At 45.1% G+C, this 15,518-nt stretch carries 18 protein-coding genes and 1 tRNA gene; 10 read left to right on the forward strand and 9 right to left on the reverse strand.

Annotated features, from left to right (window positions below):
* On the reverse strand, positions 1 to 1,103 hold a 1,103-nt coding region (locus B3O33_RS12700; protein WP_292363760.1), incomplete at its 3' end, for a sensor histidine kinase.
* 75 nt (positions 1,104 to 1,178) lie between these two features.
* Positions 1,179 to 2,294 carry an HD domain-containing phosphohydrolase gene (locus B3O33_RS12705; RefSeq protein WP_292362084.1) on the reverse strand — a complete coding sequence of 372 codons (1,116 nt, stop codon included), beginning with the start codon at positions 2,292 to 2,294 and terminating at the stop codon, positions 1,179 to 1,181.
* Between the two features lie 243 nt (positions 2,295 to 2,537).
* Here B3O33_RS12705 and B3O33_RS12710 point away from each other — a divergent pair, with 243 nt between their 5' ends.
* Positions 2,538 to 2,906 (forward strand): sirohydrochlorin chelatase, encoded by a 369-nt coding sequence (locus B3O33_RS12710; protein ID WP_292362085.1) that lies wholly within the window; start codon positions 2,538 to 2,540, stop codon positions 2,904 to 2,906.
* A gap of 118 nt (positions 2,907 to 3,024) precedes the next feature.
* Here B3O33_RS12710 and B3O33_RS12715 read toward each other — a convergent pair whose 3' ends face one another.
* The 3 genes from B3O33_RS12715 to ilvD form a co-directional block, all read right to left on the reverse strand.
* Positions 3,025 to 3,243: a hypothetical protein gene (locus B3O33_RS12715; protein WP_292362086.1), complete on the reverse strand. Its 219-nt coding sequence runs from the start codon at positions 3,241 to 3,243 to the stop codon at positions 3,025 to 3,027.
* A 148-nt stretch (positions 3,244 to 3,391) separates the two neighbouring features.
* Positions 3,392 to 3,463: a pyrroloquinoline quinone precursor peptide PqqA gene (gene pqqA, locus B3O33_RS12720; protein WP_081443609.1), complete on the reverse strand. Its 72-nt coding sequence runs from the start codon at positions 3,461 to 3,463 to the stop codon at positions 3,392 to 3,394.
* A gap of 220 nt (positions 3,464 to 3,683) precedes the next feature.
* Positions 3,684 to 5,357 carry a dihydroxy-acid dehydratase gene (gene ilvD / locus B3O33_RS12725; protein ID WP_292362087.1) on the reverse strand — a complete coding sequence of 558 codons (1,674 nt, stop codon included), beginning with the start codon at positions 5,355 to 5,357 and terminating at the stop codon, positions 3,684 to 3,686.
* Between the two features lie 209 nt (positions 5,358 to 5,566).
* Between ilvD and B3O33_RS12730 the strand changes: the two genes are divergently transcribed.
* Positions 5,567 to 5,643 (forward strand) — tRNA-Arg (locus B3O33_RS12730).
* Positions 5,644 to 5,651: 8 nt separating this feature from the next.
* Here B3O33_RS12730 and B3O33_RS12735 read toward each other — a convergent pair.
* Genes B3O33_RS12735 through B3O33_RS12750 form a run of 4 tightly spaced genes read right to left on the reverse strand, consistent with a single transcriptional unit; the run spans position 5,652 to position 8,247 of the window.
* Positions 5,652 to 6,875, reverse strand: a complete 1,224-nt coding sequence (locus tag B3O33_RS12735; protein WP_292362088.1) for an OprO/OprP family phosphate-selective porin — start codon at positions 6,873 to 6,875, stop codon at positions 5,652 to 5,654.
* Between the two features lie 7 nt (positions 6,876 to 6,882).
* Complete coding sequence (locus B3O33_RS12740) at positions 6,883 to 7,506, reverse strand: DUF502 domain-containing protein (protein ID WP_292362089.1); 624 nt, start codon at positions 7,504 to 7,506, stop codon at positions 6,883 to 6,885.
* Positions 7,507 to 7,544: 38 nt separating this feature from the next.
* Complete coding sequence (dsrE2, locus tag B3O33_RS12745) at positions 7,545 to 8,009, reverse strand: sulfur carrier protein DsrE2 (protein WP_292362090.1); 465 nt, start codon at positions 8,007 to 8,009, stop codon at positions 7,545 to 7,547.
* Positions 8,010 to 8,013: 4 nt separating this feature from the next.
* Positions 8,014 to 8,247, reverse strand: coding sequence for a sulfurtransferase TusA family protein (locus B3O33_RS12750; RefSeq protein WP_292362091.1), 234 nt, complete (start codon positions 8,245 to 8,247; stop codon positions 8,014 to 8,016).
* Positions 8,248 to 8,343: 96 nt separating this feature from the next.
* On the opposite strand from B3O33_RS12750, the gene B3O33_RS12755 reads away from it, so the two are divergent.
* The 8 genes from B3O33_RS12755 (at position 8,344) to B3O33_RS12790 (ending at position 15,323) form a co-directional block, all read left to right on the forward strand.
* A complete protein-coding gene (locus B3O33_RS12755; protein ID WP_292362092.1) occupies positions 8,344 to 9,792 on the forward strand; it encodes a M48 family metalloprotease in 1,449 nt (482 codons plus the stop codon).
* Entirely contained in the window at positions 9,789 to 10,277 is a 489-nt protein-coding gene (locus tag B3O33_RS12760; protein WP_292362093.1) for a thiosulfate oxidation carrier protein SoxY, read from the forward strand. Before B3O33_RS12755 ends, B3O33_RS12760 begins: the two co-directional genes overlap by 4 nt.
* Complete coding sequence (soxZ, locus tag B3O33_RS12765; RefSeq protein ID WP_292362094.1) at positions 10,277 to 10,594, forward strand: thiosulfate oxidation carrier complex protein SoxZ; 318 nt, start codon at positions 10,277 to 10,279, stop codon at positions 10,592 to 10,594. The genes B3O33_RS12760 and soxZ overlap by 1 nt, the downstream gene beginning before the upstream one ends.
* Positions 10,591 to 12,204, forward strand: a complete 1,614-nt coding sequence (locus B3O33_RS12770; protein ID WP_292363762.1) for a histidine kinase — start codon at positions 10,591 to 10,593, stop codon at positions 12,202 to 12,204. Before soxZ ends, B3O33_RS12770 begins: the two co-directional genes overlap by 4 nt.
* On the forward strand, positions 12,198 to 12,437 hold the full coding sequence (locus B3O33_RS12775) for an ATP-binding protein (protein WP_292363764.1): 240 nt from the start codon (positions 12,198 to 12,200) through the stop codon (positions 12,435 to 12,437). The genes B3O33_RS12770 and B3O33_RS12775 overlap by 7 nt, the downstream gene beginning before the upstream one ends.
* A complete protein-coding gene (locus B3O33_RS12780; RefSeq protein WP_292362096.1) occupies positions 12,427 to 13,071 on the forward strand; it encodes a response regulator in 645 nt (214 codons plus the stop codon). Before B3O33_RS12775 ends, B3O33_RS12780 begins: the two co-directional genes overlap by 11 nt.
* Before the next feature lie 255 nt (positions 13,072 to 13,326).
* Positions 13,327 to 14,682, forward strand: a complete 1,356-nt coding sequence (locus tag B3O33_RS12785) for a sensor histidine kinase (protein WP_292362097.1) — start codon at positions 13,327 to 13,329, stop codon at positions 14,680 to 14,682.
* Positions 14,679 to 15,323, forward strand: coding sequence for a response regulator (locus B3O33_RS12790; RefSeq protein ID WP_292363766.1), 645 nt, complete (start codon positions 14,679 to 14,681; stop codon positions 15,321 to 15,323). The genes B3O33_RS12785 and B3O33_RS12790 overlap by 4 nt, the downstream gene beginning before the upstream one ends.
* Positions 15,324 to 15,518: the final 195 nt, after the last annotated feature.

The following is a 15,518-nucleotide window of genomic DNA, read 5'->3' on the forward strand; positions in this document are numbered from 1 at the left end:
GGTGTATCAGGTGAAATCTGCGTAAAATCATCAAAGATATGTTGCAGCGCTTCCTGTGGAATTCCAATCCCGGTATCACTCACTTCAAAGCGGATCCACAGATTCTGATTCGATTTACGTTTTATTTCATGTACTGAAAGTTTAACGGCGCCGTTATCAGTAAATTTAATACTGTTACCAATAAGATTGATAAGAACCTGTCGCAGATGCTGTAAATCGCCGTTTATGGAAAAGGGCAGAGCAGGATCGATATAGCAATTTATATGTAATCCTTTACCGTTCGCCATCGGCTTTTGCATAGCAATGATGCTGTTTAATAACTGGTGTAAATCGAAAGCCTTATCGCTGATTAATATCTTGCCTGCTTCGATTTTGGCGATATCCAACACATTTTCAATCAGACTGAGCAAAGTATGTGCTGAGGTCTTCATGATTTTAACAAAATCATGCTGTTGCTTGCTAAGTTGCGTCTCCGCCATTAAATCCGCAATACCGATCACACCATTTAATGGCGTTCGCAGTTCATGCGACATATTCGCCAGAAAGCGGCTTTTAGCTTCATTAGCCTGTTTTGATAAGGCGATCGCGACATGCAGCTTTTTGATCAGAAAAGCGGAATACAATGGAATAATCAGCAATAAAAATAAAAGACTGAACCCAAAGGGTTCATGCTGTGGATGCAACCAGTACTCGCCGTTCAGAATGGCAATAGTAAAGCCGATCATTCCAACGACCAGTGAGATATACAGGTAATTCACCCCGAAGCGAAAGCCGTTGCCAAGAATGACCCAGAGATACAAAACAAACAAAAATACGCTTTGTTCACCGGCAATCAGCATAACGATGGAGAGTGCAGTGAGATCCAGCAAAATGCCACAAACCCTTCTAATCGGTGAAGGTTTGGGGTTGAGAAACAATGCTACCGCAATGACTACTGCCAGCGAGTAGTAAGCCAGTGTAATTAAACTGGGTAAACTGACGAGGTTTTCAAGAAAGGTTTTCTCAACGCCCCATGGCACACAAAAATAAAGTAATAATGCAATACCCAGTGTCAGTCGGATTTTTATTGCCTGTTCGGGCTCTGTATCCCCTGTTTTCGGCATGTTGGCCGCCAGTCGTGACAGCCAGTTTCCACTCTGAGGAGGTACGGGAGCGTTACTCATGATTAAAGAACAATATTAATCAGCATATTCAGCCTGAATCTGCTGGATCGCATCAATTCGGTCAAAAAAAGCTTGTACGCAACGCGGATCGAGTTGTGTTCCGGCACTTTGTTCTATGTAACGACAGGCATCTTCATTGGACCAGGCTTTTTTATAAGGCCTTTCGGAAACTAAAGCATCGTAAATATCTGCCACTGCCACCACTCTGGCAATAAGTGGAATATCCTCACCTTTTAATTGATTTGGATAGCCTTTTCCATCATATCGTTCGTGATGATGTAATGCGATGACAGCACCAATATGCATATATTTTGATTGACTGTCTGAGAGTATTTCGTGTCCGATCGTCGTATGGGTTTTCATGATTTCCCATTCGTCCGGATCCAGTTTGCCCGGCTTCAGTAAAACGCTGTCCGGAATGCCAATTTTACCTATATCGTGCATGGGGGCAGCATATTCGAGATCTTCGCATTGCTGTTCATCGAATACGCCCAATGCTTCTGCGATAAAACGGGAATATTTGGCCATACGAATAACATGATTTCCGGTTCCTTCATCACGGTATTCTCCCGCTTTGGCCAAACGGATAATGGTTTCCTTTTCTCGTAAAATAATCTGTTCAGTGGCGATTTCAACCTGCCGTGCCAGCCAGTTAGCACGATCTTCGATAATTAAATGCTGTTCATGCATCTGCAACAGATTACGGCAACTGGTTCGGCATTCAATCTGATCAATAGGGCGAGTCAGAAAAGCCGTGGCCCCGGCATCCAGTGCGTCATAGCGCACGGCTTTTTCACTGACGACGGTGATCATCATAATAGGCACACTTTGTAAAGCTGGAATTTGGCGGACACGCCGGATAAATTCTATGCCGTCAATTTCTGGCATACGATAATCCGTTACGATTAAATCAACCTCATGGTGGTCAAGCCATTCCAACGCCACGGAGGGGTTACCCAGCGCTGTAACATGAATATTGTCACCAATTTGCTGGATAATTTTTTCCAATATCGTTCTGCCGGTGGATTGATCATCAATGATCAATACCTCTTTGGTCTTCTTAAGAATACTCAGTCTCCTTGCTGATTCATAAGGCTTTAAATTGTCAGGACGACCATATTGGTTTGCCAAGACACGTTCCCCATCAAGGTTGCCCTTCCGTCACTTCCCTGCATAGGCAGTTTTATTAACAGATGTCTTATCCTTGAATCCGTGTCTGTTGTTCGGTTTAAATAGAAATCTTTCTTATCTCCGCATTATGCTGGCACAGATCGAAGCTGTCCATCCTATTTAGATAGTCATCATTTACTATTAGCGGTTTGATCTGCATTGTGTTCACATGCAATTCACATCGCTAAGCGGATTATATTTATTATGAAAGCATTATTACTTGTTGCCCATGGCAGTCGCCGTCAGCGTTCCAATGACGAAGTCATTGAACTGGCCGAAAAACTCAAAACAGAATGTGCTCAGCACTATGATATTGTTCAGGCCGCTTTTCTCGAACTGGCAGATACATTAATAGCGGATGGAATCGAAAACTGCGTAAACGATGGTGCAACACACATTACGGTGTTGCCATACTTTTTAAATTCCGGACGGCATGTAACGGAAGATATTCCGCATGATGTTGATAGTACCCGGGCCAGGTTTCATGATGTCCATATTCAAATTGCTGAGCATATTGGTGCATCAGCAGCGATGATCGATATGTTGAAAACCGCCGCTGTTCCCAAGACCTGATTCGGTTCAACTGTTCTGTAACTGCAAAAAAAACCGGGCTTCAGCCGATTTTTTATAGTGGTTGATAATCAATTCAGGTGGTAGCTATAGAGGAATAGTGTACTCACACAGCTCTCAATCAGGGTTTTAGGAATCTGGAGGCAATAATCATAGAGTCTGCTGGCCTGTCACGCTGAACCTGCCACCCCTGAGCCAGAATGTAGTCCAGCGCCTGCTGATGACTTTCAAACTTTTTATCCACGGTTTCTTGTATTCCATCAACATCCTGACGGATAACAAAAAAAGGCTCAGTTGCGGAGCCTGCCTGTTCAATGCGGCATTGCGGAATAGATGACATCGCGGCTCTCCAATATTCGTTAAGACTTAGTTAAATAAAATATTCTACAAATGCAGTATAGGCGTTCTGCAAAACTGAAAGAACACCTATAAACACCAGATACAAAAAAGCCCCTTTGAAGGGGCTTTCTGTTAGCGCATTTTTGCGTTTAGCGATTGCAAATGTACATGGTAACTTCAAAGCCGAAACGCATATCTGAGTATTCTGGTTTAGTCCACATGATGAAACTCCTTAACGAGAGAAAAAACTATTTGCTACAGTTCACATATTAAACATCTGACATCAGTTGCAACAGCGGATATTACCTATTAGGGGTCAGTATTTTCCTTAACCGCTGTTTGACGGATTGGAAAGTATCTATATCTATGATTATTAATAAAAATTATCGATTTATATGATTCCCGTTTAGGTATAAGCATTTGAGGTCTGTGTTTCTGTGCTCATAAATTTTTATCCGTCACTGCGCCTTCAGATGCCGAAGAAACGGTTTTGGCATATTTAGCTAAAAGCCCCCGGGTGTAGCGGGGGGCAATAGGTTTCCATGCCATGCGTCTTTTTTGGATCTCGCTGTCGCTCAGGTGAAGGGTTATTTCAGCCGTTTCTGCATCAATAGTAATCTCATCGCCGTTTTCAATCAGCGCGATCGGGCCGCCATCAAAAGCTTCGGGGGTGATGTGTCCGACCACAAAGCCGTGGCTTCCACCGGAGAAACGACCATCGGTGATTAAGGCAACGTCGTTGCCCAGGCCTTTGCCGATTACGGCGGAAGTCGGGCTGAGCATTTCCCGCATGCCAGGGCCGCCTTTAGGGCCTTCATAACGGATAACGATGACATCACCTTTTACCACAGTGCCATTTATAATGTCCTGCTGGGCCTCTTCTTCAGAGTGGAATACCCGGGCTTTGCCAGTAAAACGTAAACCTTCTTTGCCGGTGATTTTAGCGACCGCGCCTTCAGGGGCTAAATTGCCTTTGAGAATGACCAGATGGCTGTCTTTTTTGATGGGGTTCTCAAATGAACGAATAATATCTTGATCTGCAGAATAGGGGGCCACATCGGCCAGATTTTCAGCCAGAGTTTTGCCGGTCACCGTGAGGCAATCGCCATGCAACAGACCTCGCGCCAAAAGCATTTTCATCAAAGGTTGAATACCACCGATGGCAATCAGTTCCGACATCATATATTTGCCGCTGGGACGCAGATCAGCCAGTACCGGAACTTGACGGCCGATTCGTGCAAAATCCTCTAACGTCAATTCAACATCCACGGCATGCGCCATTGCTAACATATGTAAGACGGCATTAGTCGAACCGCCCAGTGCGATCAATGTGGTGATGGCATTTTCAAAAGCCTTTTTGGTCATGATGTCGGTAGGTTTGATATCCTGCTCCAGCAGAAACATCACTGCAGCGCCGGCCCGGCGGCAATCCGCTGCTTTTGAGGGAGAGATGGCTTCCTGTGCTGAACTGTTCGGCAGGCTCATACCCAATGCTTCAATCGCTGAAGCCATGGTATTGGCGGTGTACATGCCGCCACAGGAGCCGGCACCGGGGATCGCTGTTTTTTCAATCTGTTTTAATTCCGCCGAGGACATATCCCCCCGGGCATGCTTTCCAACCGCCTCAAACACCGACACAATATCCGTATGATTCGCGCCAGGTTGAATGGTCCCGCCATAAACAAATACCGCAGGACGATTCAGACGGGCCAGGCCGATCAGACAGCCCGGCATGTTTTTATCACAGCCACCGATGGCGACCAGTCCATCGAACCCTTCACATCCAGCAACAGCCTCAATCGAATCGGCAATCACTTCACGGGACACCAGTGAATACTTCATGCCAATCGTGCCATTCGCAATACCATCAGAAATGGTGATGGTGTTGAAGATAACCCCTTTACCACCGGCTTCGTCAGCGCCTTCGCAGGCAAAGTCGGCCAGCTGATTAATGTGCATATTACATGGCGTGACCATGCTCCAGGTCGAGGCAATGCCAATTTGCGGTTTCTGAAAATCAGCATCATTGAACCCGACGGCGCGTAACATCGCTCTGGCAGGTGCTTTGCCAGTACCATCTACCACTTGGGATGAATATTTTCGTGTCTCTGTCATTGCTTGACCTTTCGAATTTTTAATTAGTAGCCCTGACGTTTAAATCAGATTAGCCAATAACCAATTTTATATTATTGATCGTGGTGTAGACCTTATCAGTTCCTGTTTTAAACAGACAGTTCGTATCCAGGTGAAAAAAGAAATACGCCCAGCTTAAAAAATAAGGTGGGTAAAAGTGATTTGCGAGTGCTGTTATAATTGCCGCCGATGTCCCCGTAGCTCAGATGGATAGAGCGTCCCCCTCCTAAGGGGAAGGCCACAGGTTCGACTCCTGTCGGGGACACCACTGAAAATTCAGTAGATAATCTGTAATCGGGACTGAAAAATAGCCGGCGATACATTGGCAAATTCGCCACCATCAACTTTCAGGACTTTCACATATTCATTACTGATACTAATGTTCTGATTCAGTAACCAGTTTATCCCGATAGTAAAGTTTCGCTGATGGCCACCGGTAATCGGATGATCCGTTAAATCCAAATCACTTAATCTTACGCCTAAACGCCAGGCCCCCCAGCCACCATGTTGAATAGAATGCGCAGGTCTTAAACGTCCGAAAGTGCCTTTTTCATGGTTATAAGGTTGTGATTCACCGCTGACAATCCAGGTCAGATCAATATGCCAGCCACTAAAATGAATAGTATTGCCGGGTTCTATTTTGCTGATTCGTGCCTTTCCTATATGACTATAGATATATTCAGCTTGCAATGCCCAGGGGCCTCGGGCGATGGCAGATTCTATTCCTATATAGGTGTAGCTATCGGCAATAAAGGTTTGGGTATCGATTAATCTGATATCGGTGTTTCTGGTTTCGGGACGTTGACGAAAGCGAATTTCTTGCTGGCCGTCAGTATTTCGATGCGCGATTCCCAGGCCAAAATGCAATATGCTTCCAGCATCGCTTTTAGGGGCAAATGTGATGCGGGCAGATGTACCGAATTTTGTATCATTTCCGCTGCTTTCGGTGCCTGTAGTGAACAGACCGGCAGCAGCCGTCCAATACGAAGTGTGTTTGTGAAACTCCATACCAAATGAGCGGGGCGGTGTTAACTGGCTGGCCAGAGAGCGTTCCATAAAGGCCAAATCCTGCACACTGGTCAAGCGTTCCATGCCAAAGGGCTCTTTAAAATGTCCAACAGTGAATCTGCTGTTGTTGGAGCCGGTATATCTTACAAATGCATTTCGAATAGCGGAGCGATCATCTCTGGCAAAGTCATAGGTGAAATCGATTGATAAATACTGGCCTATTTGGGCGCCGCTTGAGAGCCGGGCACGACGAATATTCCATGCATTTTGAAAATCAGTTTCTCCATCGTTATCAAAAACACCGTGATCAAACTGCAGGCGCATAGCGGTTTCAAATTGCAGGTTTTGATTTTGACTGCTGTAACAAAATAGTGAATCACAAGGTTGGTTAGCGGGTTCAGCCAAGCTGAGGCCGGGGAAAAGTAATAACCCCAAAATGTAGTAGCCATAGGGACCGTAAGAAAAGAATGACAGTCCTTTGTCAGAAACCATTTAAAAATTATTTCTCAACAATGATCTTAGGTTGATGGGTTTCGGTTTCGCTATCAGAGAGACCGGCTGTCAGAATCCAGCGCATGGTATCTTCATTGGACATTTGCAATGATTTCACCTGATCACGTGACACACAGACAGTATAGCCGCCAATCTGATAACTCAGCGGTAAGTACACCGCCACCAGATTATTTTCTTCACCTTCCATTTCCAACAGATGAGTGACATCTTCTTTCACCAGAAAGCCAATAAATTGCACACCGCCAATGGTGACGGCAACGGCGTGATTCAGGTTTTCCTGCTGCTTTTCACGTGAGAAGAAGCGCGTAAAGTCACGAAGTGCACCGTGGATGGATTTAACCAGGGGGATCCGATCTAATATTGACTCACCGATGTCGAACAGGCGTTTTACCAACCAGGCATTTACAGCGATACCAATAACAAAAATCAAGCCGATGGCAGCCAGTAGTCCCAGACCGGGCCAGTAGAAGTCATAAGGTAAAATGGCAATCATCAGCGGGCGTAACACACGTTCTGCCGATACGGCCAACCAATAGATAAGATAAAGCGTCAGTGTGACCGGCAGTACCGTAGCCAAGCCTTTTAAAAAAGTCTTCCAGACAAATTGCATAATGCGGCTTCCTGTTCAGTGATTAAAGATTGCCTGGTTCAAATATAAAGTGTGATATCGGCTTCACTGGCAAATTCCAGAAAAGTGGCCGCACCACCATGACTGATCCCATCAATAAAATCGGTATTTTTAAAGTCAAACAAATCCACTGTCATTTGACAGGCAATGAGTTCAACATCGGATTCCAGGCAAATATCTCGTAGCTCAGCAACACTGGCCACACCCTTCTTTTTGAGTTTCCGCTGCATCATCCAGGTGGCAAATGCCTCCAGGCCGGGAATAATTTGCACAATGCTTGGTACAGGAACTGGCATCGGCATTGCCGGGTTACCCAACGGTGAGACTTTCAATGACAAGTCTTTTTTAAGTAGTTGCAGGCCATAAAAGGTAAAAAATATTTTTGCTTCAAAACCCAAAGCCGCAGCGGTTGATGCAAGTAGAAATGGTGGATAAGCTCCATCCAATGTCCCTTTACTTGCGATGATGGCGAGTTTTTTGGCCATAATGTCATGCCCCTTTTTCTATAATGAAATACAGTTTTCCGTCGATTTCGTCGCTACTTATCAGCGGATTTCCCGTCATTTTACAAAAGGCAGGAATATCTTTTAGCGCACCACTATCCGTACAGATGAGTCGTAGACGCTGTGCGGAAGTCATTTCATTAAGCATTTTGCGGGCTTTAAGTACTGGCAACGGACAGTTTAAGCCTGAGGTATCAATTTCTGTATCAAAATCTGACATACTGATTTCCTTTAAAAGCTGTGTTTACATAATAGACGCTAGTCGTGTTTTTGTCTTTGCGGAACCGGTCTCAATGAGCCAAGGTCTATAGGCATTATGAAATATCTGATCGCTATATTTGTTTTATTAATGAGTAATCCTGGTATTGCTCAGGCAAATCTGGATATTGCATTGCCAGAAATGGGTGACAGTGCCGGAGCACTGGTTTCGCCAATAGAGGAATATCAGGTTGGTCAGTCATTTTACTGGCGCTTACAACAATCCGTCACGCTGGTAGAAGACCCTGAAGTGAACAGCTATATCCGTTCATTGGGCCATCGACTGGTCGCTAACAGTGATGATCCCGGCCGTTCATTTACTTTTTTCGTGGTGCCGGATACGTCGGTTAACGCGTTTGCTGCGCCGGGGGGATTTATCGGCATCAATACCGGCCTGATGCTGACCAGCGAAGCCGAAAGTGAATTAGCTTCAGTTCTGGCGCATGAGATTGCTCACGTTACCCAGCGGCATATTTTACGTAATTTTGAACGTTCCAAGCGTATGAGTGTGCCAATGACGGCTGCTATGATTGCGGCGGCTTTATTGGGGGTGGCAGATCCGAGTGCCGGTTCTGCAGCCATTATGGCCGTGCAGGCCGGGAATGTGCAGATGCAACTGGATTATAGTCGGGCCCATGAAGCTGAAGCCGATAATCTGGGGATGCAAACATTAGTAAATGCAGGGTTTGACCCCCATGCAATGCCTCGTTTTTTTGAAAGGTTGCAAGTAGCGGGGCGCTTTTATGGTGGAAGCCAGGTGCCTGAATTTCTAAGAACTCACCCCATAACCGGTTCGCGTATTGCCGATGCACGGGGGCGTGCTGCAAATTTGACACCTCGTCCGCAGATAAGGGATCAGGAACAGTTTTATCTGATGCGTGAAAAGTTAAGAGTGATGTCAAACTCTAACATGCGTGAGCTGATTAAAGTTTATGAGGATAAATTAAAGGAAAATACCGATGAAGATATGTCAGCCACACGATATGGTTATGCACTGGCATTATTAAAAAACGGTAACCTGACTCAGGCGCGTGATGAAATTAATGACTTAATTGCTTCTGACGATAACCGATTAAGTTATCATTTAGCATTGGCAGATGTGGAAATAGCCTCGGGAAGAATGGACGCAGCACTGGCAATCTACAGCGACTTTCAACGGGTTTATCCCGATGACTGGGCCTTGTCCATTAAACAGGTTCAGGCTTTGTTAAGGGCCAATCAACCTCGTAGAGCTGTACCCATTCTGCAACGCCAATTGGACGTTGGTGAGTCTTCGGCAACCTTGTATCGTTTACTGGCTCAGGCCTATGGGGATATGGGGCAGAAAAGTCAGTCACATGTCTGGTTAGCGGAGCATTATCATAGCTCGGGACGTTTAATGCAGGCCGCGGATCAACTGCGTATCGCAGCGGATTATGCTCGTGGCGATGAATTTGAATTAGCGAAAATCAGTTCCCGTTTACGGCAGGTTGAAACTGATATTGCGATGATGGAACAAGTCCGATGAACGATAATTTTGACGAACAACGTCGCCAACTGATTAAACGATCTATCTCTGCTTCAACGCTGGCGTTAGTTGCCGCCAGTGGTCTGATGCTGCCACGCGTGTTATTAGCCCATTGGCCACAAGATGCTTTCAATGCCGAAACCCTGGAAGATGCAATTTTAACCTTCCTCGGAGAAGCGGAGGAAGTAAATGAAGAAGCTATTCAGTTTACTATCGGTTCACCACCAACCTACGCTGTGAACGGAGCCACTGTGCCGGTTGAAATCCACACCAGTCTGGAAAATATTCAGCGTGTGGCATTTCTGGTTGAAAAAAATCCTTTTCCCCTGGCGATGGCACTTGAGCCGACTTCTGCCGTGATCTTTCCTTTCAAAACGATGCTTAAAGTTGCCGAAGATTCGGAAATCATTGCCATGATTAGGGCCGATGATAAACTTTATCGGACCAGTCGTTATGTCGAAATTGATATTGGTGGGTGTGCTTAATGACGACAAAAAGCAGAGACCGGATTCGGGCTAAACTTCAGGATGGGAATACTGTGGTGAGAATTTTACTGGCTCACCCCATGCATACCGGGCGAGGCAAAAATGCAGAAGATGAGTTGATACCCGCTGAATTTATTCAGGATATTCGCTGCTGGCGTAACGACGAAGAAGTATTAACGGTCAAATGTGGTACAGCCACCTCGCGAAATCCGTATTTTGCATTTCAACTTGAGGCCGGTGAAGTCGGCGACATTATCCGCTTACGTTGGGTGGATAATATTGGATCCAAAGGCACAGCGGAAACCACCGTCGTATGAGTCTGAAGCTTCGTGCTAATGTTTTTTTTGCCATATTGCTGCTGCTGTCGATGTTAGGCAGTGCAGCTATTCTCATGACGAATGCCAAACGATCTGTTGAAGCAGAAGTTATGTCAACGATGGATGCGACGGCGCACATTATTACGGTGACGCTGGCGGGCGGTCCGTTGACTCGTGATACCGGCGTCAGTGAGCATATGCATGAGTTGGTCAGAGCCTTAAGCGAAATTCGCAGTCTGCATATTTTATTGTTTGACAGGCAGGGCTTGATGTTTGAAGGCACACCCGAAAAAGAATTAACGGTCCAACCTCCCGCCTGGTTTGTTAAGTTATTGTTCCCCGATGTTTCTCCACTTTCGAAGCGCTTTGGTACAGGTCATATGGTGATTTATCCAGCGCCGATGCAGGAAATAAGTGAACGTTGGCAGGATATCCGCGCCATTATGGCTCTGGGAATGATCATTTTTGTCGTCGTGGCTTTCATGATCTATTGGGGTGTGGGTTGGGTCATCAGACCATTGCAACGTTTACTGGATGCCCTGGCGGGCTTTGAGCGGGGCGATTTGCATATGCGTTTGCCGCGTTTTTCGCTGAAAGAAATGGACCAGATCAGTCAAAGTTTTAACCGGGTGGGGGATGCTCTGGAACAAAGCACTACCGAAAACCGGCGTTTGGCGATGTTAGTCAGACAATCTGGTGATGCGATACTTTCATTAGATCATGCGGGCTACATTACTTTCTGTAATGCAGCAGCCGAACGATTATTTTCAGATATACCCAATTTACTCGGCGAATCTCTGGCCTCCATGCCATTCCAGCATGATCGAAATGGCATTATTTCAGTATTAAATGGTTTTGAGTCAGTGGAAAACCTGGAAACCACGCTCAAGCGTAATGATGACGAGTTACTGTCTTTATTAATCTCTACCGTGCCGCTGACCGAAAATGACGGCTGCGTTGCCGGTATGATTTGTACCCTGCGTGATATCACCGAACATAAACAGGCTGAAAAAGCCCGTGCCCAACTCTATGAAACACGTTTATTAACCAATCATATGAATCAGGTTCAGGAGGCTGAACGGCGCCATCTGGCTCGCGAGTTACATGATGAGTTAGGTCAATGCCTGACGGCCATCAAGACCGATGCGGTATTAATTCGTAATCGATCAGAAGAGACAGACAAAAAGATTTATCAAAGTGCACAGGCAATCATTGATACTGCCAGTCATATCTATGATGTAGTGCACAACATGATTACCCGCCTGCGGCCAAGTCCACTGGATGACCTGGGGTTAATGGCAACTCTGCAGGAAAGCATCAGCAAGTGGCAACAACGGCAGCCTGATATCCAGTTTAATCTGATTACCGAAGGCCAGTTAAACGGCTTTGACGAAGACACCAATATGACTGTTTTCAGAGTCGTACAGGAAGCGTTAACCAATGCCGTCCGTCATGCAGATGCTGAAAATATTCTGGTAAAAGTGATTCGTGATAAAAACGAAACAACAGATCAGTTAACAATTAATATCCGTGATGACGGCAAAGGCATGGTCGTCAACGATTTTCACTCTGATGTGGATTNNACGCTGACGCAGAAAATATTATGGTGAAAGTCATACGCGATAAAACCGAAAATTCAGATCAGTTAAAGATTAATATTCGCGATGATGGAAAAGGCATGGTCGTCAATGATTTTCATTCTGACGTCGATTTTGGCTTGCTAGGCATGCGTGAAAGAGCGCAAAGTCTTGGGGGAAGCTTTGATCTGCAAAGTCAGTTAGGCTCAGGTGTTAATCTGACCATCACCATACCATTGGGGGTAAATGTACACCATGAATCTTAATAAAATAACGGTCTTATTGGTTGATGATCATGAATTGGTTCGCGCTGGTTTTCGTCGCTTATTGGAAGATGGCGACAAGTTTGAAGTGGTTGCTGAAGCAGGATCAGGGGAACAGGCAGTTCAGGATTTCGCAAAATACCATCCCAATGTTGTCGTGATGGATATTTCTATGCCGGGTATTGGTGGCGTAGGGGCAATTGAACGCATTATTGCCCGTGAACCGTCGGCTAAAATCCTGGTGCTAAGCGTGCATGAAGACAGCGTTTTTACCACTCGTGCAATGCAGGCCGGAGCTTTGGGATTTATCCCGAAACGCAGCGCCCCGGAAGCTATGTTAAAAGCTGTTGAAATGGTGTCACAGGGCAGAACGTGTATCGCCCCGGAAATTGCTCAGCAACTTGCGATGCAAAAACTAACCGGTTCGGAGAATCCGCTGGATGTGCTGAGCCAGCGTGAGTTTGAAGTATTTCGATTATTGGCGGAAGGGAAAACCGTTAATGAAATTGCCGATATTTTGAATTTAAGCCCCAAAACAGTGGGAACCCACCATACCAACATCAAACAAAAGCTCAATGTTTCAAACTCTGCAGAATTAGCCAGACTGGCTATTCGTAGTGGATTGCTGGAAGCCTGATTCAATTTAAGCTTCGCAGGGAAACGGACAAAAATAACGGTCACTGAACGAAAATATTTTTAGCCTTTAACATCCCGGAGCGACCTGGCTTTTATCACGACATTGCTGGTGGCTATGAACGATAAGCAGCGCGTATGGTGCTATTTTTATGCGTGAATGATCACATCTGTGAATTGTTTAAAGCTGCATTGCATCCTTCCATTATTATAATTGTGCTATTTTTGACAATGCGGTTTTGTAAGGATCTTTAAGTTTGTGAATTTAATTCTTCAAGTGAATCTCATCATTTTGGTGGTATTCATCGTCATGTGTGGTTTGGGTGTGAACAGTACGCTAGATGACATTCGTCTGCGAGTTGATCATGAGCTTGATGTATCCACTGAAGTCGCAAATTATGCCATTGAAGCGCAGGTTGCACGACTCGAATTAGAGCTGTCGCAACATAATCTCCCGTTATCTCAATGGCACACTTTATTTCACTTGAAAGATCTTCGTGAATTACTTCATGTAGACATTGAATTAATAGCCAATGATGGCGAGTTACTTGATTCAAACCATCCTGACAGCCGTGATGAACCCACCGGTTTGCCAAGTTGGTTTGAAAACAGTTTAAAAGCCTATTTGGGTCATACAGAAATTATTACCACCCCGATTATTTTCGCCGAGCAGCATTTAGGCGATATTGTGATTAGCCCAAGTTTTAGTGCCGAGTGGAATGATATTCGGACATATATCCAGAAGTCACTGATGCCGCTGATTCTTATCTTTTTTATTGGCAGCTTGCTGATTGCGGTATTTGCGTCGTTGATTTTGTGGCCTATATCAGAAATGCTGGCCAAGACTAACAAAAAATCAATGCAGACAAGATCGCCCTTTGCCTTGTTAAGATTGAATCAATTATTAGCAGTGAATAAGCAACTCAAATTGTTAGAGCAACGTTATGTCGACACAGGACAGAAAGTTGACGTGCTTAACCAGCAGTTGATTACCATTCAGGAGTCGGAACGAAAGCGCTTATCGGCCGAATTACATGATGAGATTGGTCAACATTTGACAGCAATACAGTTTGATTTAAATGCAATAAAATATTCAGTATCGCTGGATGAAGCCAAAACCAGTGCGGCAGCAATTGATTCTGTGCATAGCCGCATGACCACCATTGTCCGCTCCATGTTACAGCGGTTGCGTCCTCCAGAGTTAACTGATTTAGGCTTGCAAGGTGCTGTTAGGGAGTTGTTTAATGACTGGGTCATCCGTCATCCTCATCATCAAGCTAAACTCTCGTTAGAGGGCAACTTTAGTCAGCTTGATGAAACCAGGCAATTGACGATATACCGAATTATTCAGGAATGTATGACCAATGTCAGTCGTCATGCGGGAGCAGAAAATGTTCACCTGGGCGTGCATTTGCGTTGTAATAACGACTTTATAGATATAAGTGTAAGTGATAACGGAAACGGTTATCATCCCAGCTGTTCTAATAAAGGTTATGGTTTAACTGGAATGCGAGAGAGGGTAGAAGCGTTGTCAGGTAGTTTTAATATTTCTACTGCACCCGGTAAAGGATTTACTGTTTCTGCGAGCTTTCCAACCCAAGGTGTTGCTGAATGAAAAATGAAATACGAATTTTACTGGCGGATGATCATGAAGTAGTCAGATCCGGCTTAGCCAGAATGCTCGAACGAAATGATGATATGCATATCGTCGGTGAAGCAACCAGTGGCGAGCAGGCCTATCAGATGTATACAGAACTGGATCCCGATATTCTGGTTATGGATATGAGCATGCCTGGCATAGGGGGCCTTGAAGCCCTTAGACGTATTCTGGTGCGTTATACCAAAGCAAAAGTGATAATGTTTTCCATGCATGAAAACGTTACCCTGGCAGTTCAATCAATGAGTGCCGGTGCCGCTGCCTATTTAGCTAAATCGGGCGATTCTGAAGACATCGTCAAGGCAATTCATCAGGTGATGGATGGCAAAAGTTATCTGAGCTCTGAAATGGCACAACGAATTGCCTTGCAAAGTGTTTCCGGATCGGAAGATCCAATCCAGCGGTTGACGGTAAGAGAGTTTGAAGTTTTCCGGTTGCTGGCAGAAGGCCATGCTCTGGAATATATTGCAGAAACGCTGAATTTAGGTCAGAAAACGGTCGCGAACTATCAAACGATGCTTAAACAAAAGCTCGGCTTTCACTCATCTGTAGAGTTAGTGCGGCTTGCAATCAAATATAACGTGATAAAAAGTCATTAATTTTTCAGTCCTCTATAGGCATGAAACTGAGGAATAATGGGAATAACTTCCCTGCTCGGGAAAAAATCCCGATATCAGAGTGATTGGTTCCTAATGATTCTCAGGCAAAATCGGAATAAAGTCACAACCTCATGAAAGAACAGCAACGCTGGCGTCATGAACGATAAAAACTATAGAGGACAACTTTATGAAGCT

Origin of the sequence: Methylophaga sp. UBA1464 (assembly GCF_002325665.1) — a bacterium.
In the GTDB taxonomy this organism is placed as follows: Bacteria; Pseudomonadota; Gammaproteobacteria; order Nitrosococcales; family Methylophagaceae; genus Methylophaga.